A 15,158-nucleotide genomic window follows, 5' to 3' on the forward strand; every position below is an offset into this window, starting at 1 on the left:
CTCTGCTTGCTGGCCGCTGCCGCGCTGGAGCAGCGGAGCGCCACCGAATGGCTCCAAAGCCCGCACCTTATGGCTGATTGCCAAATCTGTGATATTCATTCCCTCCCCCTCCCCCCCCCCCCTTCCCCCCCCTCCCCCCCCTCCTCCCCCCCCCCCCGCGCCGCACAGCGGCGCCAGGCCCAACTGGAGCGGGGCAATCTTTGATTGATCCGGTCCGGGCGGGAGATTTCCCCCTTCTGAACCCGGCCGCTGAATGGAAACGCAAAAGAGCCCCCGCGCGCGGCGCGGGGGCAGGTCTTCGAGGGATGTCTTGGTCCGGTTTTCCGTTGAACCGGTTCAGGTTTTCCATTCGGAAGGATCGCGGTCGGCAAAAGCTGCAACCAGGAAGTCGATGAAGGCGCGCACCTTGGGCTGGGTGAATTTGCCAGGCGGATAGACCGCGTAGATGCCTTGGGTTTCCATCGGCAGACTGGGCATCACGTCCTCGACCAGTCCTTCCTCCAGCGCTTCGGAGTAGAGGTAGCTGGGCAGATAGGCGATGCCGAGGCCCGAGATCGCCGCGTTCAGCAGCGACTGCCCGTCATTGACCGACAGCCAGCCGGAGGTACGCACCTGGCGTTTTTCGCCTGACGGTGCGGTGATCTTCCAGACATTGCCGCTGGACTGGCTGGAGTAATGCAAAAGCTTGTGGTTGTTCAGCTCGTCGATTTTCTGGGGCCGGCCGTATTTCTCAAGATAGGCAGGAGAGGCGATCATCCGCTTGGTGGTTTCGGTCAGCTTGCGGGCGCGCAGGGAGCTGTCTTCCAGCTCGCCGATCCGCACTGCCATGTCGAAACCTTCGGAAATCAGCTCCACATAGCGGTTGTTCAGCACCATATTGACAGTGATGTCCGGGAAATCGCGCAGGAAGTCCGACAGCACCGGCGACAGGTGATTGACCCCGAAATCGGTGGCGACCGAAATTCGCAGCAGGCCGGAGGGCGCAGATTGCATCGAGGTGACCAGCGCGTCTGCTTCGCCTGCGTCATTCAGCACCCGGCGGGCCCGGTCGTAATAGGCCAGGCCGATCTCGGTGGGCGAGACCCGGCGGGTGGTGCGGTTCAGGAGCCGCGCGCCAAGGCGGGCCTCCAAGCTGGAGACATGTTTGGAGACGGCAGATTTCGAAATCCCCATCTTCCGCGCCGCATCGGTGAAGCCCCCTTGGTCCACCACATTGGCAAAGGCCTCCATTTCCGTCAGTCGGTCCATGTTCACCCGTCCTCGCAATTCCTTGTTGCCCTCAGTGTTGCAGGTGAAATCGGGCAAGATCGGGGCAGGCTTGGGATAATTGCGAGGTTTCGTGCGGATCGTTTGCGCTGTGGAAACGGCGGCGGCTTTGGCCGGCGGGACGGCAGTAGGAAGGTTAAAATACCTTTAAAATGTGAGTTTTATCACCAGAATCCACAGGGGCAGGGTGATTGCGCTGAGGAGTGTGGATTGCGCAATTAGCGTGGCAGCAAGCTCCCGGTCGGCGCCAAAGGCGGAAGCCAGCACATGAGCGGCGGAGGCCGTAGGCAGAGCAGCAAACAGCACCAGAACAGCGGCCAGGCCGGCCTCCGCGCGCAGCAGCAGGCAGGCCGCCAGGACCAGCGCCGGAACCAGCACCAGCCGCACCAGGCACAGATAGCCGTTAAAGAGATCCAGCCGCGCAAGGGCCCGCCAGTTCATCGTGGCGCCAATGGAGAGCAGCGCAATCGGAATGGCGGCATGGGCCAGCATTTCGGCCGGGGCCAGGATCGGGGCCGGGATTTTATAACCGGACAAGCCAACTGCGACGCCTGCAATGGAGGCCAGCAGGAAGGGATTCAGCGCAATCTTCAGCACTGTTTCCCGCAACGACAGGCTGCCGCCGCGTGACAGCGCCGTGACGGCCAGCACATTGGCGACCGGCACCGCCATGCCGATGGCAACAGCCATCTGGCCGGTCAGCTCTGTGCCGATCGCGGGCAGGGCGACAAACGCAATGGCCGTATTGAAACGCCAGGCGGTCTGCCAGGCACCTGCAAAGTCGAGAAAGCTGCTTGCTCTGAAACTGCGTGCCAGCAGGCCGAGGCCCAGTGCCAGGGCCAGGATGCTCCAGACTGCAGGGCCGATACGGCCCAAATCGGCTGCCGCGATGGGCCGTCCGCAGGCTGCAAAGAACAGCAGAGCCGGAAACAGCACCTCGAAATTCAGCTTGTCGAGACCCTGCCAGGCCTGCGGTGCCAGCCGCCTGCGCACCAGGCCGCCCAGTGCGACCATCAGGAAGCTGGGGGTAAGACCCATCAGAATGACTGCAAAAACCACGGCGGCCCCCTGCCTTGCTTTACGCTGGCGACAGTGGCGCCGCTGGGTGCGGCAGGCAAGCAAAAGCATGAGACCGGCATGGGCCGGGCGCTTTGCTGACGCAAATTTGTGCATCCTGGAAAGGCGGTCGGATTGCCGCCAGCCCATGCACAGCTAGCTTTAACGTGATAGCAGAGCGAAGTGCTGGAGGAAGCGAGATGAAACTGCTGATTGCGGCTGCGGTGTCTGCCTGCCTGGCGGCCCCCTTGCTGGCGGGCGGGGAGACGCCTTCGAACCCAGGGGCAAAGGTGTATTTCGCCAATGTTGAAGATGGGGATACGGTCACGTCGCCGGTGACGCTGGTCTTTGGCCTGTCTGGCATGGGGGTGGCGCCGGCCGGGGTGGCGAAGGAGAACACCGGCCATCACCACTTGCTGATCGACCGGCCGCCGCTGGGCGAAGGGGAGGAGGGCGCAGATGAGCTGGCCTATGGCCTGCCTTCTGACGAAAACCATCTGCATTTTGGCGGCGGCCAGACCGAGGTGACGCTGGAACTGTCTCCGGGCCGCCATACGCTGCAACTGGTGCTGGGCGATGCGGGCCATGTGCCGCACGCGGTGCCGGTGATTTCTGAGGTGATTACGATCACGGTAGAGTGACGCTTCAGCCCGGAGCGAAACATCCGGGCGGCGGCACAGGTTAGGCAGGAGGACCCAAAACAAGAGGACCTTCCATGCTGACCTGCATCATCCGCTATAAAATCGACCCGGCCAAGAAGGCGCAGTTCGAACAATACGCCCGCAACTGGGGGCAGGCGATTCCGCGCTGCGGGGCGGACCTGATCGGGTATTTTGCCCCGCACGAGGGGTCTTCGACACTGGCTTATGGCATCTACAACGTGGAGAGCCTGGCGGAATACGAGGCCTATCGCGCGCGGTTGGCGGCCGATCCGCTGGGGCGGGAGAATTACGAGTTCGCGCAAAAGGAAAGGTTTTTGCTGCGCGAGGACCGAACCTGGCTGAAGCTGGTTTCGGAGCCGCATGGCGAGAGATAGGAGCAGAGCGGAATGATTGCCGTTATTTTTGAGGTCGAGCCGGCTGAAGGCATGAAGGACAGTTACTTTGAACATGCGGCCGGGCTGCGGCCGCTGTTTGAAGGGATCGAGGGTTTCATTTCGGTCGAGCGCTTCCAGAGCCTGGCAACGCCGGGCAAGCTGCTGTCGCTGTCGTTCTGGGAAAGCGAGGAGGCACTGGCGGCCTGGCGCCAGCTTCCGGCGCACCGGCGGCGCAGGCCAAGGGGCGCGGGGAGTATTTTGCGGACTACCGGCTGCGCGTCGCGGGTGTGATCCGCGATTACGGCATGGAGGCGCGGGCAGAGGCCCCGCGGGACAGCGTGGCCGTACACGGCTGATCTTTGTGCCAGCCAGAGTTGCCGCAAAGAATTTTGAAAGATCTGCGCTGATGCTTGTCCCAACTGCTGCAGCGGGCGGCTCCCGCCCGGCTTAGGCGCATTGAAATGCTCCTGCACCCGTTGGGCACGGCACTGCGCCATGACGCAGTGCCCTCCGCCGCGCCGCCGGCGCGGCGCCTGGCCCAACTGTGGTCCAGGCCTGAAAGAAAGGGCCGGGTGACGCAGGCGGGAGAGCTTCGGCCGCCTTAGAGACTGGCAGCCAGACGGGTGCCCTGATTGATGGCGCGTTTGGCATCCAGTTCCGCGGCCACATCGGCCCCGCCGATCACATGAGCGGTGATGCCGCGGTCTGCGAGATCATCAGCCAAGGACCGTTCGGAGACTTGGCCCGCGCACAGCACGATGGTGTCTGCCGGGATCACCCGCGGATTTTCCCTAGCCTCGCCAAAGCTAACATGCAGGCCTTCAGCGTCGATGCGCTCGTAGTTGACGCCGCCGACGAACTCAACGTTCTTCATCTTGAGTGCGGCTCGGTGAATCCAGCCGGTGGTCTTTCCCAGCCGCTTGCCGTGGCGTTCGGCCTTGCGCTGCAACAGCGTCACCTGGCGGGCAGGGGCTGCGGGCTGGGGACCGTCGGGGGCGAGGCCTGCGCGGTGTTCAGCCGGGTCGGCCACGCCCCATTCCTTCAGCCAGGCAGGCAGGTCGGTGGTGGGGCTGTGGCCCTCTTCCAGAAGAAATTCGGAGACGTCAAAGCCGATGCCGCCCGCGCCGACCACAGCAACGTGCCGGCCCGCCGGCTTCTTGTGGCGCAGCACGTCGATGTAACTCAGCACATTGTCCCGGTCCTGGCCGGGGATGGCGGGATCGCGCGGGGTGACGCCGGTGGCGATCACCACCTCGTCGAAGGCGGTCAGGTCCTCTGCCGCAACCTCACGGCCCAGCTCCAAGGTGATGCCGGCATCAGCCACCATCACCCTGTACCAATCCACCAGTCCCCAAAATTCCTCCTTGCCCGGCACCTGTTTGGCCATGTTGAGCTGGCCGCCAATTTCACCGGCGCGGTCGAACAGGGTGACCCTGTGGCCGCGCTGGGCAGCCGTTAGGGCTGTGGCGAGGCCTGCGGGGCCGGCGCCGACGATGGCAACGGATTTGGACGTGGCCGCGGGGTCGATCACCAATTCAGTCTCGTGGCAGGCACGCGGATTGACCAGGCAGGAGGTCAGCTTGCCGCTGAAGGTATGGTCGAGGCAGGCCTGGTTGCAGGCGATGCAGGGAGCGATCTGGTCCGCTTGCCCGGCTTCGGCCTTGGCCACGAAATCGGCATCCGCCAGCATCGGCCGGGCCATCGACACCATGTCGGCGCAGCCCTCGGCCAGCACCTGCTCGGCGACCTTGGGTGTGTTGATGCGGTTGGAGGTGATCACTGGGATGCCGACCTTGCCCATCAGCTTCTTGGTGACCCAGGCAAAGGCCGCGCGGGGAACCGAGGTGGCGATGGTCGGGATACGGGCCTCGTGCCAGCCGATGCCGGTGTTGAGGATTGTGGCGCCGGCCTTTTCGATTTCCTGTGCCAGTTGCACGACTTCCTCATGCGTGGAGCCGTTCGGCACCAGGTCGATCATCGACAGGCGGAAGATGATGATGAAATCGCGGCCCACGGCCTTGCGCGTGCGGCGCACCACTTCGATCGGCAGCCGCATCCGGTTTTCATAGGAACCGCCCCAGCGGTCGGTGCGCTTGTTGGTGTGGGTGACCAGGAACTGGTTGAGGAAGTAGCCCTCCGATCCCATGATTTCGACGCCGTCATAGCCTGCCTCCTGCGCCAGCCGGGCGGCGTTCACGATGTCGGCGATCTGCTTTTCGATGCCATCCTCGTCCAGCTCATGCGGCGGGAAAGGGGAGATCGGCGATTTCACAGGGCTGGGGGCGACGCATTTGGGGCCATAGGCATATCGGCCAGCGTGCAGGATCTGCATGGCAATCTTGCCGCCCGCCGCATGCACCCGGTCCGTCACCACGCGGTGGTTCTCTACATCCTTGGGCGAGGTCATCATCGAGGCCCCCGGCAGCACGGACCCTTCCAGGTTCGGGCCGATCCCGCCGGTCACCATCAGCGCCACCCCGCCGCGGGCGCGGGCGGCATAGAATTCTGCAACCCGGTTCCAGTCTCCGGTCTCCTCCAGCCCGGTGTGCATTGAGCCCATCAGCACCCGGTTCTTGAGCCGGGTAAAGCCCAGATCCAGCGGGGCAAGCAGATTGGGGTACGCTGTCATCGTAAAACTCTCCCTGGCAGTTGCCCCTAGGATCAAGGGCGCGGGCCGCCTTGTCACGGGCAAACGCCGCGTCACCCCCTTGCGTGCCCCGGCGGCAAGCGGTCTAAGGTTGTGAAAACCTTTGCCTAGGAGAGCCTGATGACGCCGGAAGAGATTGCCAAGCTGCCCTACCGCCCCAACGTCGGGGTGATGCTGATCAATGCCGAGGGAGCGGTGTTCGTCGGTCAGCGCAAGGACCGCTACAAGGACGCCTGGCAGATGCCGCAGGGCGGGATCGACGCGGGTGAGGACCCGCGGATTGCGGCGCTGCGCGAGTTGGAGGAAGAAACCGGTGTAGCGCCTGACCTGGTCGAGATCATCGCCGAAAGCAACGGCTGGCTGCCCTATGATCTGCCGCATGACGTGGTGCCCAGTTTCTGGGGCGGCAAATACCGCGGGCAGGAACAGAAGTGGTATCTGATGCGGTTCCTCGGCACGGATGACCAGGTCAATATCGAGACTGATGATCCGGAGTTCTCGGCCTGGTGCTGGCAGCCGGTGGAGAGCCTTGTGGAGAAGATCGTGCCGTTCAAGCGCGAGGTCTATGCGCGGGTGGTGGCAGAGTTCCGGGAGTATTTGTGAGATGCGGTTCTTGTATGGTTTGCTGAATGTCACCGCCCGTCTTATAGACCGGGCAGCGCACGTCCCGCCCCCCACTGGGCAGGTGCTTCGCTTCCTCCCCGGCGGAGCGGGCGCTGCCCTATCCGTGAGCTTCCTGATGTTTTTGGCCGGCCCGGCTGCGGCCCTCAGCTGCCTGGCCTGGGGTCCGGCGGACGCCTATCTGCAGGCCGCAAAATCGGACAGCGTCTACAACGTCATCGCAGGCGAGCTGCGGTTTGACGAAACCCTGCTGCCGCAGTCGCATGCTGATAATCCCAATGACACGCCGCCGCTGACCCGCGTCCCGGCGCAGCTGACGGGCAAGCTGCTGGAGGGCAAGTATTTCTCAGGCCGGGTTAATCTGCCGGTGACGCTGGAGGTGGAATGCCTGGGCCCTTGGTGCGGTGGGATGAAGTCCGGCGCGGGCTATGTGTTTTTTGCCGAACAGCGCGGGAAGGCGCTGGTGGTCCGGGCGAATGCCTGCGGCGGGCTTGCGTTTGATGATACACCGGAAGTGCGGCGGCAGGTGCTAGATTGCCACCGCGGTAAAGCGTGCGAGCCTGCCCTGCCGCAGTGATCCGGGTTACTCCGTCGGAGCGGTCAGCGGTTTGCGCAACCGCAGGCGGGATTGGCCAAGCCACAGGCTGAACAGGGCCAGCACGGCACCCAGCATCTGGTTCGGCGTCAGGGTCTCATTCAGCAGCAGCCAGCCCAGGATCACGGCAGACAGCGGGCTGAGCACACCCAGGAGCGAAACCTGCGATGGGTCGAGCCGGGCAAGGCCGCGGAACCACAGGATATAGGTCAGCGCGCCGCCGATGAGGCTCATGTAGGCAAGGCCCAGGATATTGGCAGCCGTGAAGACCGGCATCTCAGGCACTATCCACAAAGCAACAGGCACCAGCAGAAGCCCGCCTGCAGTCAGCTGCCAGGCGGTGAAGGTGAGGGGCGGCACCGGCGGCTGCCACTTGCGGGTGAGAACAACGCCGGCGGCCATCGACAGCGCTCCTCCGAGGCCGGCAAGAACGCCTAAAGTGTCGAGTTGGGCGGCTGGGGTCAGGACCAGCAGGGCGACACCTGCCATGCTCAGAAGCGAGGCGGCAATGGCAGCGGCGCGGATCTGCGTCTGCAGCAGCAAGGCGGACAGGAACACCACGATCAGCGGCTGCACCGCTCCCAGCGTTGCGGCAACCCCGCCCGGCAGGCGGTAGGCGGACAGGAACAGCAGCACCCAGAACAGCGAGAAGTTCAGCGCACCGAGAACCATCAGCCGTGGCATCCAGTTGGGGGGCGGCAGCCGGCGCACCAGCACCAGCAGAAGAAGCCCGGCGGGCAGAGCCCGCAGCAGCGCCACAACCAGCGGTGAGTGGCCGGGCAGCAGGGTGGTCGTCACAATGTAGCTGCTGCCCCAGATGGCGGGGGCCAGCGCGGTCAGCAGAAGGGTCCGGATTGGCATGTAGATCTCCTTATCTTGATGTCGAGATAATGGATTTTATCTTGACGTCAAGATGTAAAGGTCTACACCGTCGGCATGGATCATGTGGATTTTATCACCCTGCAATGGGGGCGGGAGCGGCCGGACCTGGATGTGACGGCCATGGGCGTGATTGGCCGGGTGGCGCGGCTGTATCTGGCCTATCAGCGTGAAATGCATAAGACCTTTGCGGAATTCGGGTTGAATGCGGCCAAGTTTGATGTGCTGGCCACGCTGCGCCGGTCCGGGGCTCCCTATACGCTGTCACCGGGCGATCTGCTGAAGGCGACAATGGTGGCATCGGGAACGATGACCAACCGGATCGACCGGCTGGAGGCAGACGGGCTGGTCAAACGGGAGGTGAACCCGGAGGACAGCCGCAGTTTTCTGGTCGGGCTGACAGAAGAGGGGCGCGCCTTGATCGATAAGGCGGTTACTGAGCATGTAAAAACCCAGGCGCGGCTTTTGGAGGATATGAACGCGCAGGAAGTTGCTGCGTTCACGGCACTTCTGGGCAGAGCCCTGGAGGCGGCCGGCGGCTGAGATTGCAGTCTGAACATCTGCTTTGCCCGCCGCAGGCAGGCAGGGTGCGCGAGGCGGCAAAGCCGCGCCGCGCTGTGCCCATCGGGCGGAAGCGCACCGTTAGGTGCGGTTCCGGCGGGCGGGAGGGCTGCGCAGGTTTAAACCAGCCCGGCCTCTTCCAGCAGGTGGCGCACATTGGTTTCAGGGCGCGGGCCGATATGGCGGATCACCTCGCCTGCGCAGATGCAGCCCATGCGTGCGCAGACTTCCATGCTGCGCCCTGTGGCCATGCCGAACAGGAAACCGGCGGCGAACTGGTCGCCGGCACCGGTGGCGTCCACGGGGGTGATCATCTCAACGGGCACGTCGATGCGCACGCCTTCGTTCAGTACAGTCACCCCGTCGCCGGACCGGGTGCAGACCACCAACGGGCAGATCGCCGCGGTCCTGGCCATCGCCTTTTCCAGTTCATCGGTTTCAAACAGGGCGCAAATTTCGTCCTGGTTGCCGATGACAAAATCCAGCTCTTCGCCGATCAGGGTTAGGAAGTCCGCGCGGTGGCGTTCAACGCAGAACGGATCAGAAATCGAAATGCCAACCCGGCCGCCGCCCTCGCGACATTTCCGGGCGGCTTCCATAAAGGCAGTCTTGCCCTTGTCCTTGTCGAACAGATAGCCTTCCAGGAACATGATCTGCGCATTGCCGGCAACCTCCTCCGGCACGTCGGTGGAGCTTAGCTCGGACGAGGTGCCCAGATAGGTGTTCATGGACCGCTCGCCATCGGGTGAGACAAAGATCATCGACCGCGAGGTTGGCAGCTCTTCGTCCGCAACCGGCGGGTTCACGAACCCGACGCCCTCGTTGTTCATCGCATCGGCATAGAATTTACCCAGCGCGTCGTCCCGGACCCGGCCGATAAACGCAGCCTCCAGCCCCAGCGCGCCAGCACCTGCGATTGTATTGGCCACTGAGCCGCCCGGCGTTAATACCCGGTTGCCCATCGCCGCATACAAATCTTCGCAGCGGTCGCGTTCGATCAGCTGCATGATGCCCTTTTCGATGCCCTGTTCGGCCAGAAAGCTGTCCTCGCACTGCGCGATCACATCGACCACGGCATTGCCAATACCGACGAGCTGATAGGTTTTGGTCATGGTCCCTCCTCGGGGGTTCCGGAGCGGTTTTGGTCGTGGCCACTATGCCGCCAAAAAAGTTTACAGATTCTTGTCTTCGTACATGCAGAGGTCGCGGATCAGGCAGCTGCCGCACATCGGCTTGCGCGCCTTGCAGTGATAGCGCCCGTGCAGGATCAGCCAGTGATGGGCGTGCTGCTGGAAATCCGCCGGGATGTTGTCCTCCACCGCGCGCTCCACGGCGTCCACATCCTTGCCCGGCGCGATGCCGGAACGGTTGCCGACCCGGAAGATATGGGTATCCACCGCCTGCGCAGGCTGTTTCCACCACATGTTCAGCACCACATTGGCGGTTTTGCGGCCCACACCAGGCAGTGACTGCAGAGCAGCGCGGGAATTCGGCACCTCGCCGCCGTAGTCTTCGACCAGGATCTTCGACAGTTTGATCACGTTCTTGGCCTTGTTGCGGTAAAGGCCAATGGTCTTGATATGCTCGATCAGCTGCTCTTCGCCCAGATCCAGCATTTTCTGCGGGGTGTCGGCGATCTTGAACAGCTCGCGGGTTGCCTTGTTCACACCGGCATCGGTGGCCTGTGCTGACAGCGCCACCGCCACCACCAGCGTATAAGCGTTGACATGTTCCAGCTCGCCTTTGGGTTCGGGCTCAGCTGCCTGGAACCGCGTAAAGATCTCGCGGAGCGTATGATAATCGAGTTGCTTTGCCATGGCTGCGCTTATGGCCTGTTCTCACCCGCGGGCGCAATGATTTAGCGAGCCGGGTGCGGGAAGCTTGGCAACCCTGCGGCGCTGGTGCAACCCGGGTACAAGACCTTACTCCGAATTACAGGCCTGGAATATTGCACCGTCTTCTGCGAGCCGGGATTGCTCGCGTTTCCAGCCTGCCTTGTCGGCAGCTAGAACTGCAGCAGGAATGATGTCCACTTTAAAGCTGCGGTTCAGGGCGCCGCAGGCTGTATTCTTGACGCAATGGCATCCATCAAGGCCCGTCATCTGCAGTGTGCCGATGCGGTTTTCTGCCAGATAGTCTTCAAGCGCCGGCGAGGAAAAGGCGTCGCCAATATGTTTCACGAACTCAGCCGACACCGGCAGCTGCAGCCGCGGGTCCAGCCCCAGGCCTGCTGAGTCGCGGTTGCCCAGGCCCTGGTTGGCCCAGCTGTTCAGCCGGTTGGTCCACCAGCCCTTCATGACGTGACGGATCACGATCACCGGTTCGCCGCGGGAGAGGGCTTTGCGGGCAAGCTGCTGGATGCAGCTGATGGCGGCGAGGAGATCTGCCTCGCTCCAGTCCCGCCCTGCTTGCAGCCGGGTGAAATCCTCCTGCATGTCGATCACCAGCAGCGCAGTGCCGGGGCGTTTGGCGGGGTCAATGCGGGGGCCGCGGGTCGGAGCGGTCATCCGCCGGATCCCCCAGGCCGTATAAGCGGCGGCCAGTAGGCCCATGCCGCCCAGGATCCAAAGAACAATCATGTCAGCCCTCCTGCGCCTGGTTCAGGAAGAAACGCGTGAGCGCCAGTTGCACCCGGTGGTGCGTGGCGATGTCCGCGTCGGAGAAGCCTCTGGCAAAGTCTTGCAGAACCGCAGTTTCACGGGTCCGGATCTCCTGGATGATCTCCGCGCCGCGGGGGGTGAGCCGGTAGCAGGAGCTGCCCTTGCGGGCCGGGTTGGGGTTGGCCTCGATCAGCACCTCCTGCCGCAGCTCCTTCAGGGTGCGCGACACGAACTGCCGTTTCAGCTGAAGATCCTTGCCCAGCTGCGGCGCTGTGGCGCCAGGGCGATTGAGCAGCCCTTCCAGCAGCGCGCGCTGGCCCAGGGTGATGCCGTGCGGCAGGGTGCCTTGCTCGACCGCGGCGGTGATCCCGCGCAGCAGCGGGCGGGTGGCCTGCACGGCCTCGTAGAGCTGATCCAATGCCTGTGTCATGGCGGCAGGGTAGGTGCAGGAGGGCTATTAGTCAATTGAGTTGACAAGAGGGAGGCTCAGGTAACCGCAACTTCCGGGTCGATTGCCAGCGCTTTGCGCAGTAGGTTGAGGAGCAAGTCAGAACAGGTTGGGCCGATGAATATCGAAGCACGGGAAAACACCTATCATTACGGCGTCATGCGCCGGGCGATCGAACTGATCGACGATGGCGGCGAAGATCTGACGCTGGAACAGCTGGCCGCCCGCATGGACATGAGCCCGGCGCATTTCCAGCGGCTGTTTTCGGCCTGGGTCGGGGTCTCGCCCAAGCGCTACCAGCAGTATCTGCGGCTCGGACACGCCAAGGCGCTGCTGCGCGAGCGATTCACCACGCTGGAGGCCTCCCATGCGGTGGGGCTGTCAGGGTCCGGCCGGCTGCACGACCTGTTTCTGCGCTGGGAAGCGATGAGCCCCGGCGAATACGCCCGCAAGGGTGATGGCTTGCGGATCTTCTGCGGCTGGTTCGACAGCCCCTTTGGCTTGGCCCTGGTGATGGGGACGGAAAAAGGTATTTGCGGTCTGGCCTTTGCCGCTGAGACCGGGGCGGAACCGGCGATGGCGGACATGCGCGCCCGCTGGCCGCAGGCGGAGTTCATCGAGGACCCCACCGCGTTGCGGCCGCTGGCCGAGGCAGCCTTTGCCCAGAAGGGCGAGACTGCCTTGCACATGATCGGCGCGCCCCTGCAGATCAAGGTGTGGGAGGCGCTGCTGCGCATCCCCACAGGCCATGTCACCACCTATTCCGAACTGGCCCAGGCGATCGGCGCCCCCAAGGCGGTGCGCGCCGTTGGTACCGCAGTCGGGCGTAACCCGGTCAGCTGGCTGATCCCCTGCCATCGTGCCTTGCGCAAGTCCGGTGCACTGGGCGGCTATCACTGGGGCCTGCCTGTCAAACGCGCGATGCTTGCCTATGAGGCTGCGCGGGATGAGGAGGCTGCGGCAGATGATATGCGCGCTGCCGGCTGAACAGGCGCTGCAGCAGGCCGGCGGCAGGGCGTTCGGCGGCTTGCTGTGTCTCGTGGCGCAGGCGGGCAGCGTCCCGCTCCGCTTCATAAGGTTTTGGAAGGCGTTGCCGGGTGTCCCAGCGGTCTTTGCCCAGGGTGATCATGGTTATCCAGTCATAGGTCAGCATTAGTTTCTCCTTTTCTGAGGGCAGAAAAACAGACCACTGCTGACAGGCTGCTGTCAGTGGCCTGTGCTAAGATGTCAGCAGACTGTCACTGGAGCCTGCCCATGCCGCGTACCGGACGCCTGTTCGAAATCATCCAGATCCTGCGTTCTGCTGCGTCACCGGTGCGGGCAGAGGATCTGGCACAGATGCTGGAAGTCAGCAAACGCACCATCTACCGCGACATCGCGGCGCTGCAGGCGATGCGTACGCCGGTCGAAGGCGAGGCTGGGGTCGGCTATATCCTGCGCAAGGGATATGATCTGCCGCCGCTCAACTTTGATGAGGAGGAGCTGGAAGCGTTGCATGTGGGGCTGGCAATGCTGATACGCACCGGGGATGGTGCGCTGCAACAGGCGGCAGAACGGGTCAGCCGCAAGATCACCGACGTGCATGCCACTGCCGACTGGCTGCAAGTGGCGCCCTGGGGTGCGCCGCTGGATGATCCGGACCAGGGATGCGTGTCCAAGGCGCTGCTGCGCCAGGCGGTGCGGGAAAGCCGCAAGCTGCGGATCTCTTATGTCAGCCCGGACAGCGGCGAGACCTGCCGCACCTTGCGCCCGCTGGCGCTGATTTATCACATAGAAAGCACCATGCTGGCCGCCTGGTGCGAGCTGCGCAGCGGTTTCCGCCACTTCCGGACCGACCGGATGTTCGCAGCAGAAATGCTGGAGGACGGTTTTGCGCCTGAGGCCGCAACGCTGCGAAAGCTGTGGATTGAGCAGGAAGGCTGGGACTTTGCCTTTGCGCCCTGAGGCGGCTTTGCGCGGTATTTCGCCAATGTGAGGCAATCCTGCCTTGAGAAGGCGGCACAGCGGCACGATATTTGAGCGGAACGCCGGGCGCGGCCCGGATTTGAGAAAGAAGAAGGCAGATTTGATGATGCAGATGAAACTCACCACGGCAGGATTTGTTGCCGCCGCGCTGGGCCTGAGCGCCTGTACCGATCCGGCAACCATCGGCACGCCGGGCAGCAATACCCAGCAGGGCGCTATCCTAGGCGGCATCATCGGTGCCGGTGTCGGAGCCATTGCCAATGATTCCGACCGCGGCCTGGGGGCTGTGACCGGCGCGCTGGTTGGTGCCACTGCCGGCGGGGTGATCGGCAACCAGCTGGACGCGCAGGAGCGCGAACTGCGCCAGACCTTGGCCAATGACTCGATCACCATCGTCAACACTGGCGACCGGCTGATCCTGTCCTTCCCTAACGATCTGACCTTTGCCACCGACAGCTATGCAATCGCGCCGGCGGTGCAGGGCGATCTGCGCCGGGTTGCCGACAGCCTGGTGCGTTACCCCAGCAGCACCATCCAGGTGATCGGCCATACTGACAGCGATGGCGATGCCGGTTACAATCAGGGCCTGTCGGAGCGCCGCGCCAATGCGGTGGCCGACCAGATCCAGGCGGGCGGGGTGCCCTATCACCGCATTCGCATCATCGGCCGCGGCGAAGAGCAGCCAGTGGCCTCCAACCTGACGCCGGAGGGCAAGGCCCGCAACCGCCGCGTCGAGGTGGTGGTGATCCCGCAGGCGGCCTGACCCCCGGCACTTGCGGAACTTCACGGCCCGCCCCGTTTGGGGCGGGCTTTTTCATGCCGCAGGTCTCCTGCTGTAGCCTTGCACATGACCTGCGCGTTCATGGATGTTTTCAGACAAGGCACGCCGCATACATGATGCGCACCAAGGAGACGCACAAAAAGGAGCTTCCGATGGCCGACCCCGTATTGCTCACCATTTCCGGCTCGCTGCGCAGCGCGGCCACAAACCGCAAGCTGCTGGCGGAAGCTGCCCGCGTGTTCGGGCCCGCAACTGTGGTGGCGGCGGATTTGAACCTGCCGCTTTATGATGGCGACGCCGAAGCCGCGGAAGGCATCCCGGCCGCGGTGCAAGCGCTTGCGGATCAGATTGCGGCGGCGGATGCCATCGCGATTTCCACCCCGGAATACAACAAGGGGCCCTCCGGCGTGCTGAAAAACGCGCTCGACTGGGTCAGCCGCACCGAAGGCAACCCCTGGGCGGACAAGCCGGTCGCAGTGATGTCGGCGGCGGCCGGCCGGGCCGGTGGCGAGCAGGCACAAGCGCTGCTGCGCGGCTTTCTGGTGCCTTTCCAGCCGCGGGTGATTGCCGGGCCGGGGGTGCATCTGGCCGGATCAGGCAAGGAGTTCGACGAAGCCGGGCGGCTGATCAGCGAACAGTATGAAGGCACGCTCACCAAGCTGATGCAGAAGCTGCGCGCGGAAGCCGTGCACTAAGCTTGCCT

The 15,158-nt window shown here is 63.8% G+C and carries 17 protein-coding genes and 1 pseudogene; 10 read left to right on the forward strand and 8 right to left on the reverse strand.

The genetic code is table 11. The features are described 5' to 3' along the window. Positions 1 to 336: 336 nt before the first annotated feature. Positions 337 to 1,248, reverse strand: coding sequence for a LysR family transcriptional regulator (locus tag ACXAHG_RS20125; RefSeq protein WP_475041075.1), 912 nt, complete (start codon positions 1,246 to 1,248; stop codon positions 337 to 339). A 165-nt stretch (positions 1,249 to 1,413) separates the two neighbouring features. Next, positions 1,414 to 2,325, reverse strand: coding sequence for an AEC family transporter (locus ACXAHG_RS20130; protein WP_475060186.1), 912 nt, complete (start codon positions 2,323 to 2,325; stop codon positions 1,414 to 1,416). A 197-nt stretch (positions 2,326 to 2,522) separates the two neighbouring features. Between ACXAHG_RS20130 and ACXAHG_RS20135 the strand changes: the two genes are divergently transcribed. The 3 genes and pseudogenes from ACXAHG_RS20135 (at position 2,523) to ACXAHG_RS20145 (ending at position 3,714) form a co-directional block, all read left to right on the forward strand. Then, positions 2,523 to 2,963: a DUF4399 domain-containing protein gene (locus ACXAHG_RS20135; RefSeq protein WP_475060188.1), complete on the forward strand. Its 441-nt coding sequence runs from the start codon at positions 2,523 to 2,525 to the stop codon at positions 2,961 to 2,963. 74 nt (positions 2,964 to 3,037) lie between these two features. Beyond that, entirely contained in the window at positions 3,038 to 3,358 is a 321-nt protein-coding gene (locus ACXAHG_RS20140) for an NIPSNAP family protein (RefSeq protein WP_475060190.1), read from the forward strand. Between the two features lie 12 nt (positions 3,359 to 3,370). Further along, positions 3,371 to 3,714 (forward strand): annotated as a pseudogene (locus ACXAHG_RS20145) (antibiotic biosynthesis monooxygenase family protein). A gap of 245 nt (positions 3,715 to 3,959) precedes the next feature. Here ACXAHG_RS20145 and ACXAHG_RS20150 read toward each other — a convergent pair. Continuing rightward, the gene (locus ACXAHG_RS20150) at positions 3,960 to 5,987 is read right to left on the reverse strand and encodes an FAD-dependent oxidoreductase (RefSeq protein ID WP_475060193.1); all 2,028 of its coding nucleotides are present in this window, start codon (positions 5,985 to 5,987) and stop codon (positions 3,960 to 3,962) included. A gap of 138 nt (positions 5,988 to 6,125) precedes the next feature. Between ACXAHG_RS20150 and ACXAHG_RS20155 the strand changes: the two genes are divergently transcribed. Next, positions 6,126 to 6,608, forward strand: coding sequence for an RNA pyrophosphohydrolase (locus tag ACXAHG_RS20155; protein ID WP_019297275.1), 483 nt, complete (start codon positions 6,126 to 6,128; stop codon positions 6,606 to 6,608). A gap of 136 nt (positions 6,609 to 6,744) precedes the next feature. Next, positions 6,745 to 7,203 (forward strand): hypothetical protein, encoded by a 459-nt coding sequence (locus ACXAHG_RS20160; RefSeq protein WP_475060196.1) that lies wholly within the window; start codon positions 6,745 to 6,747, stop codon positions 7,201 to 7,203. 6 nt (positions 7,204 to 7,209) lie between these two features. Here ACXAHG_RS20160 and ACXAHG_RS20165 read toward each other — a convergent pair whose 3' ends face one another. After that, positions 7,210 to 8,082 (reverse strand): DMT family transporter, encoded by an 873-nt coding sequence (locus ACXAHG_RS20165; protein WP_475041084.1) that lies wholly within the window; start codon positions 8,080 to 8,082, stop codon positions 7,210 to 7,212. Between the two features lie 75 nt (positions 8,083 to 8,157). Here ACXAHG_RS20165 and ACXAHG_RS20170 point away from each other — a divergent pair, with 75 nt between their 5' ends. Then, positions 8,158 to 8,643: a MarR family winged helix-turn-helix transcriptional regulator gene (locus ACXAHG_RS20170; RefSeq protein ID WP_475041086.1), complete on the forward strand. Its 486-nt coding sequence runs from the start codon at positions 8,158 to 8,160 to the stop codon at positions 8,641 to 8,643. Between the two features lie 137 nt (positions 8,644 to 8,780). Here ACXAHG_RS20170 and ACXAHG_RS20175 read toward each other — a convergent pair whose 3' ends face one another. The 4 genes from ACXAHG_RS20175 to ACXAHG_RS20190 all read right to left on the reverse strand — a co-directional run bounded on the left by ACXAHG_RS20175 (position 8,781) and on the right by ACXAHG_RS20190 (position 11,691). Then, the gene (locus ACXAHG_RS20175) at positions 8,781 to 9,773 is read right to left on the reverse strand and encodes an adenosine kinase (protein WP_475041087.1); all 993 of its coding nucleotides are present in this window, start codon (positions 9,771 to 9,773) and stop codon (positions 8,781 to 8,783) included. 60 nt (positions 9,774 to 9,833) lie between these two features. Continuing rightward, positions 9,834 to 10,478, reverse strand: coding sequence for an endonuclease III (nth, locus tag ACXAHG_RS20180; RefSeq protein WP_039133431.1), 645 nt, complete (start codon positions 10,476 to 10,478; stop codon positions 9,834 to 9,836). 105 nt (positions 10,479 to 10,583) lie between these two features. Then, complete coding sequence (locus ACXAHG_RS20185) at positions 10,584 to 11,240, reverse strand: cysteine hydrolase family protein (RefSeq protein WP_475060199.1); 657 nt, start codon at positions 11,238 to 11,240, stop codon at positions 10,584 to 10,586. Between the two features lies 1 nt (position 11,241). After that, positions 11,242 to 11,691 (reverse strand): MarR family winged helix-turn-helix transcriptional regulator, encoded by a 450-nt coding sequence (locus tag ACXAHG_RS20190; protein WP_475060201.1) that lies wholly within the window; start codon positions 11,689 to 11,691, stop codon positions 11,242 to 11,244. 135 nt (positions 11,692 to 11,826) lie between these two features. Between ACXAHG_RS20190 and ACXAHG_RS20195 the strand changes: the two genes are divergently transcribed. The 4 genes from ACXAHG_RS20195 (at position 11,827) to ACXAHG_RS20210 (ending at position 15,150) form a co-directional block, all read left to right on the forward strand. After that, positions 11,827 to 12,696, forward strand: a complete 870-nt coding sequence (locus tag ACXAHG_RS20195) for a methylated-DNA--[protein]-cysteine S-methyltransferase (RefSeq protein ID WP_475060203.1) — start codon at positions 11,827 to 11,829, stop codon at positions 12,694 to 12,696. Positions 12,697 to 12,963: 267 nt separating this feature from the next. Beyond that, the gene (locus ACXAHG_RS20200) at positions 12,964 to 13,653 is read left to right on the forward strand and encodes a helix-turn-helix transcriptional regulator (RefSeq protein ID WP_475041093.1); all 690 of its coding nucleotides are present in this window, start codon (positions 12,964 to 12,966) and stop codon (positions 13,651 to 13,653) included. Positions 13,654 to 13,777: 124 nt separating this feature from the next. After that, positions 13,778 to 14,437 carry a YiaD family glycine zipper/OmpA-like lipoprotein gene (locus ACXAHG_RS20205; RefSeq protein WP_475060206.1) on the forward strand — a complete coding sequence of 220 codons (660 nt, stop codon included), beginning with the start codon at positions 13,778 to 13,780 and terminating at the stop codon, positions 14,435 to 14,437. A gap of 170 nt (positions 14,438 to 14,607) precedes the next feature. Then, positions 14,608 to 15,150 carry an NADPH-dependent FMN reductase gene (locus ACXAHG_RS20210; RefSeq protein ID WP_475060208.1) on the forward strand — a complete coding sequence of 181 codons (543 nt, stop codon included), beginning with the start codon at positions 14,608 to 14,610 and terminating at the stop codon, positions 15,148 to 15,150. Positions 15,151 to 15,158: the final 8 nt, after the last annotated feature.

Source organism: Leisingera sp. ABD4_442, from assembly GCF_056160905.1.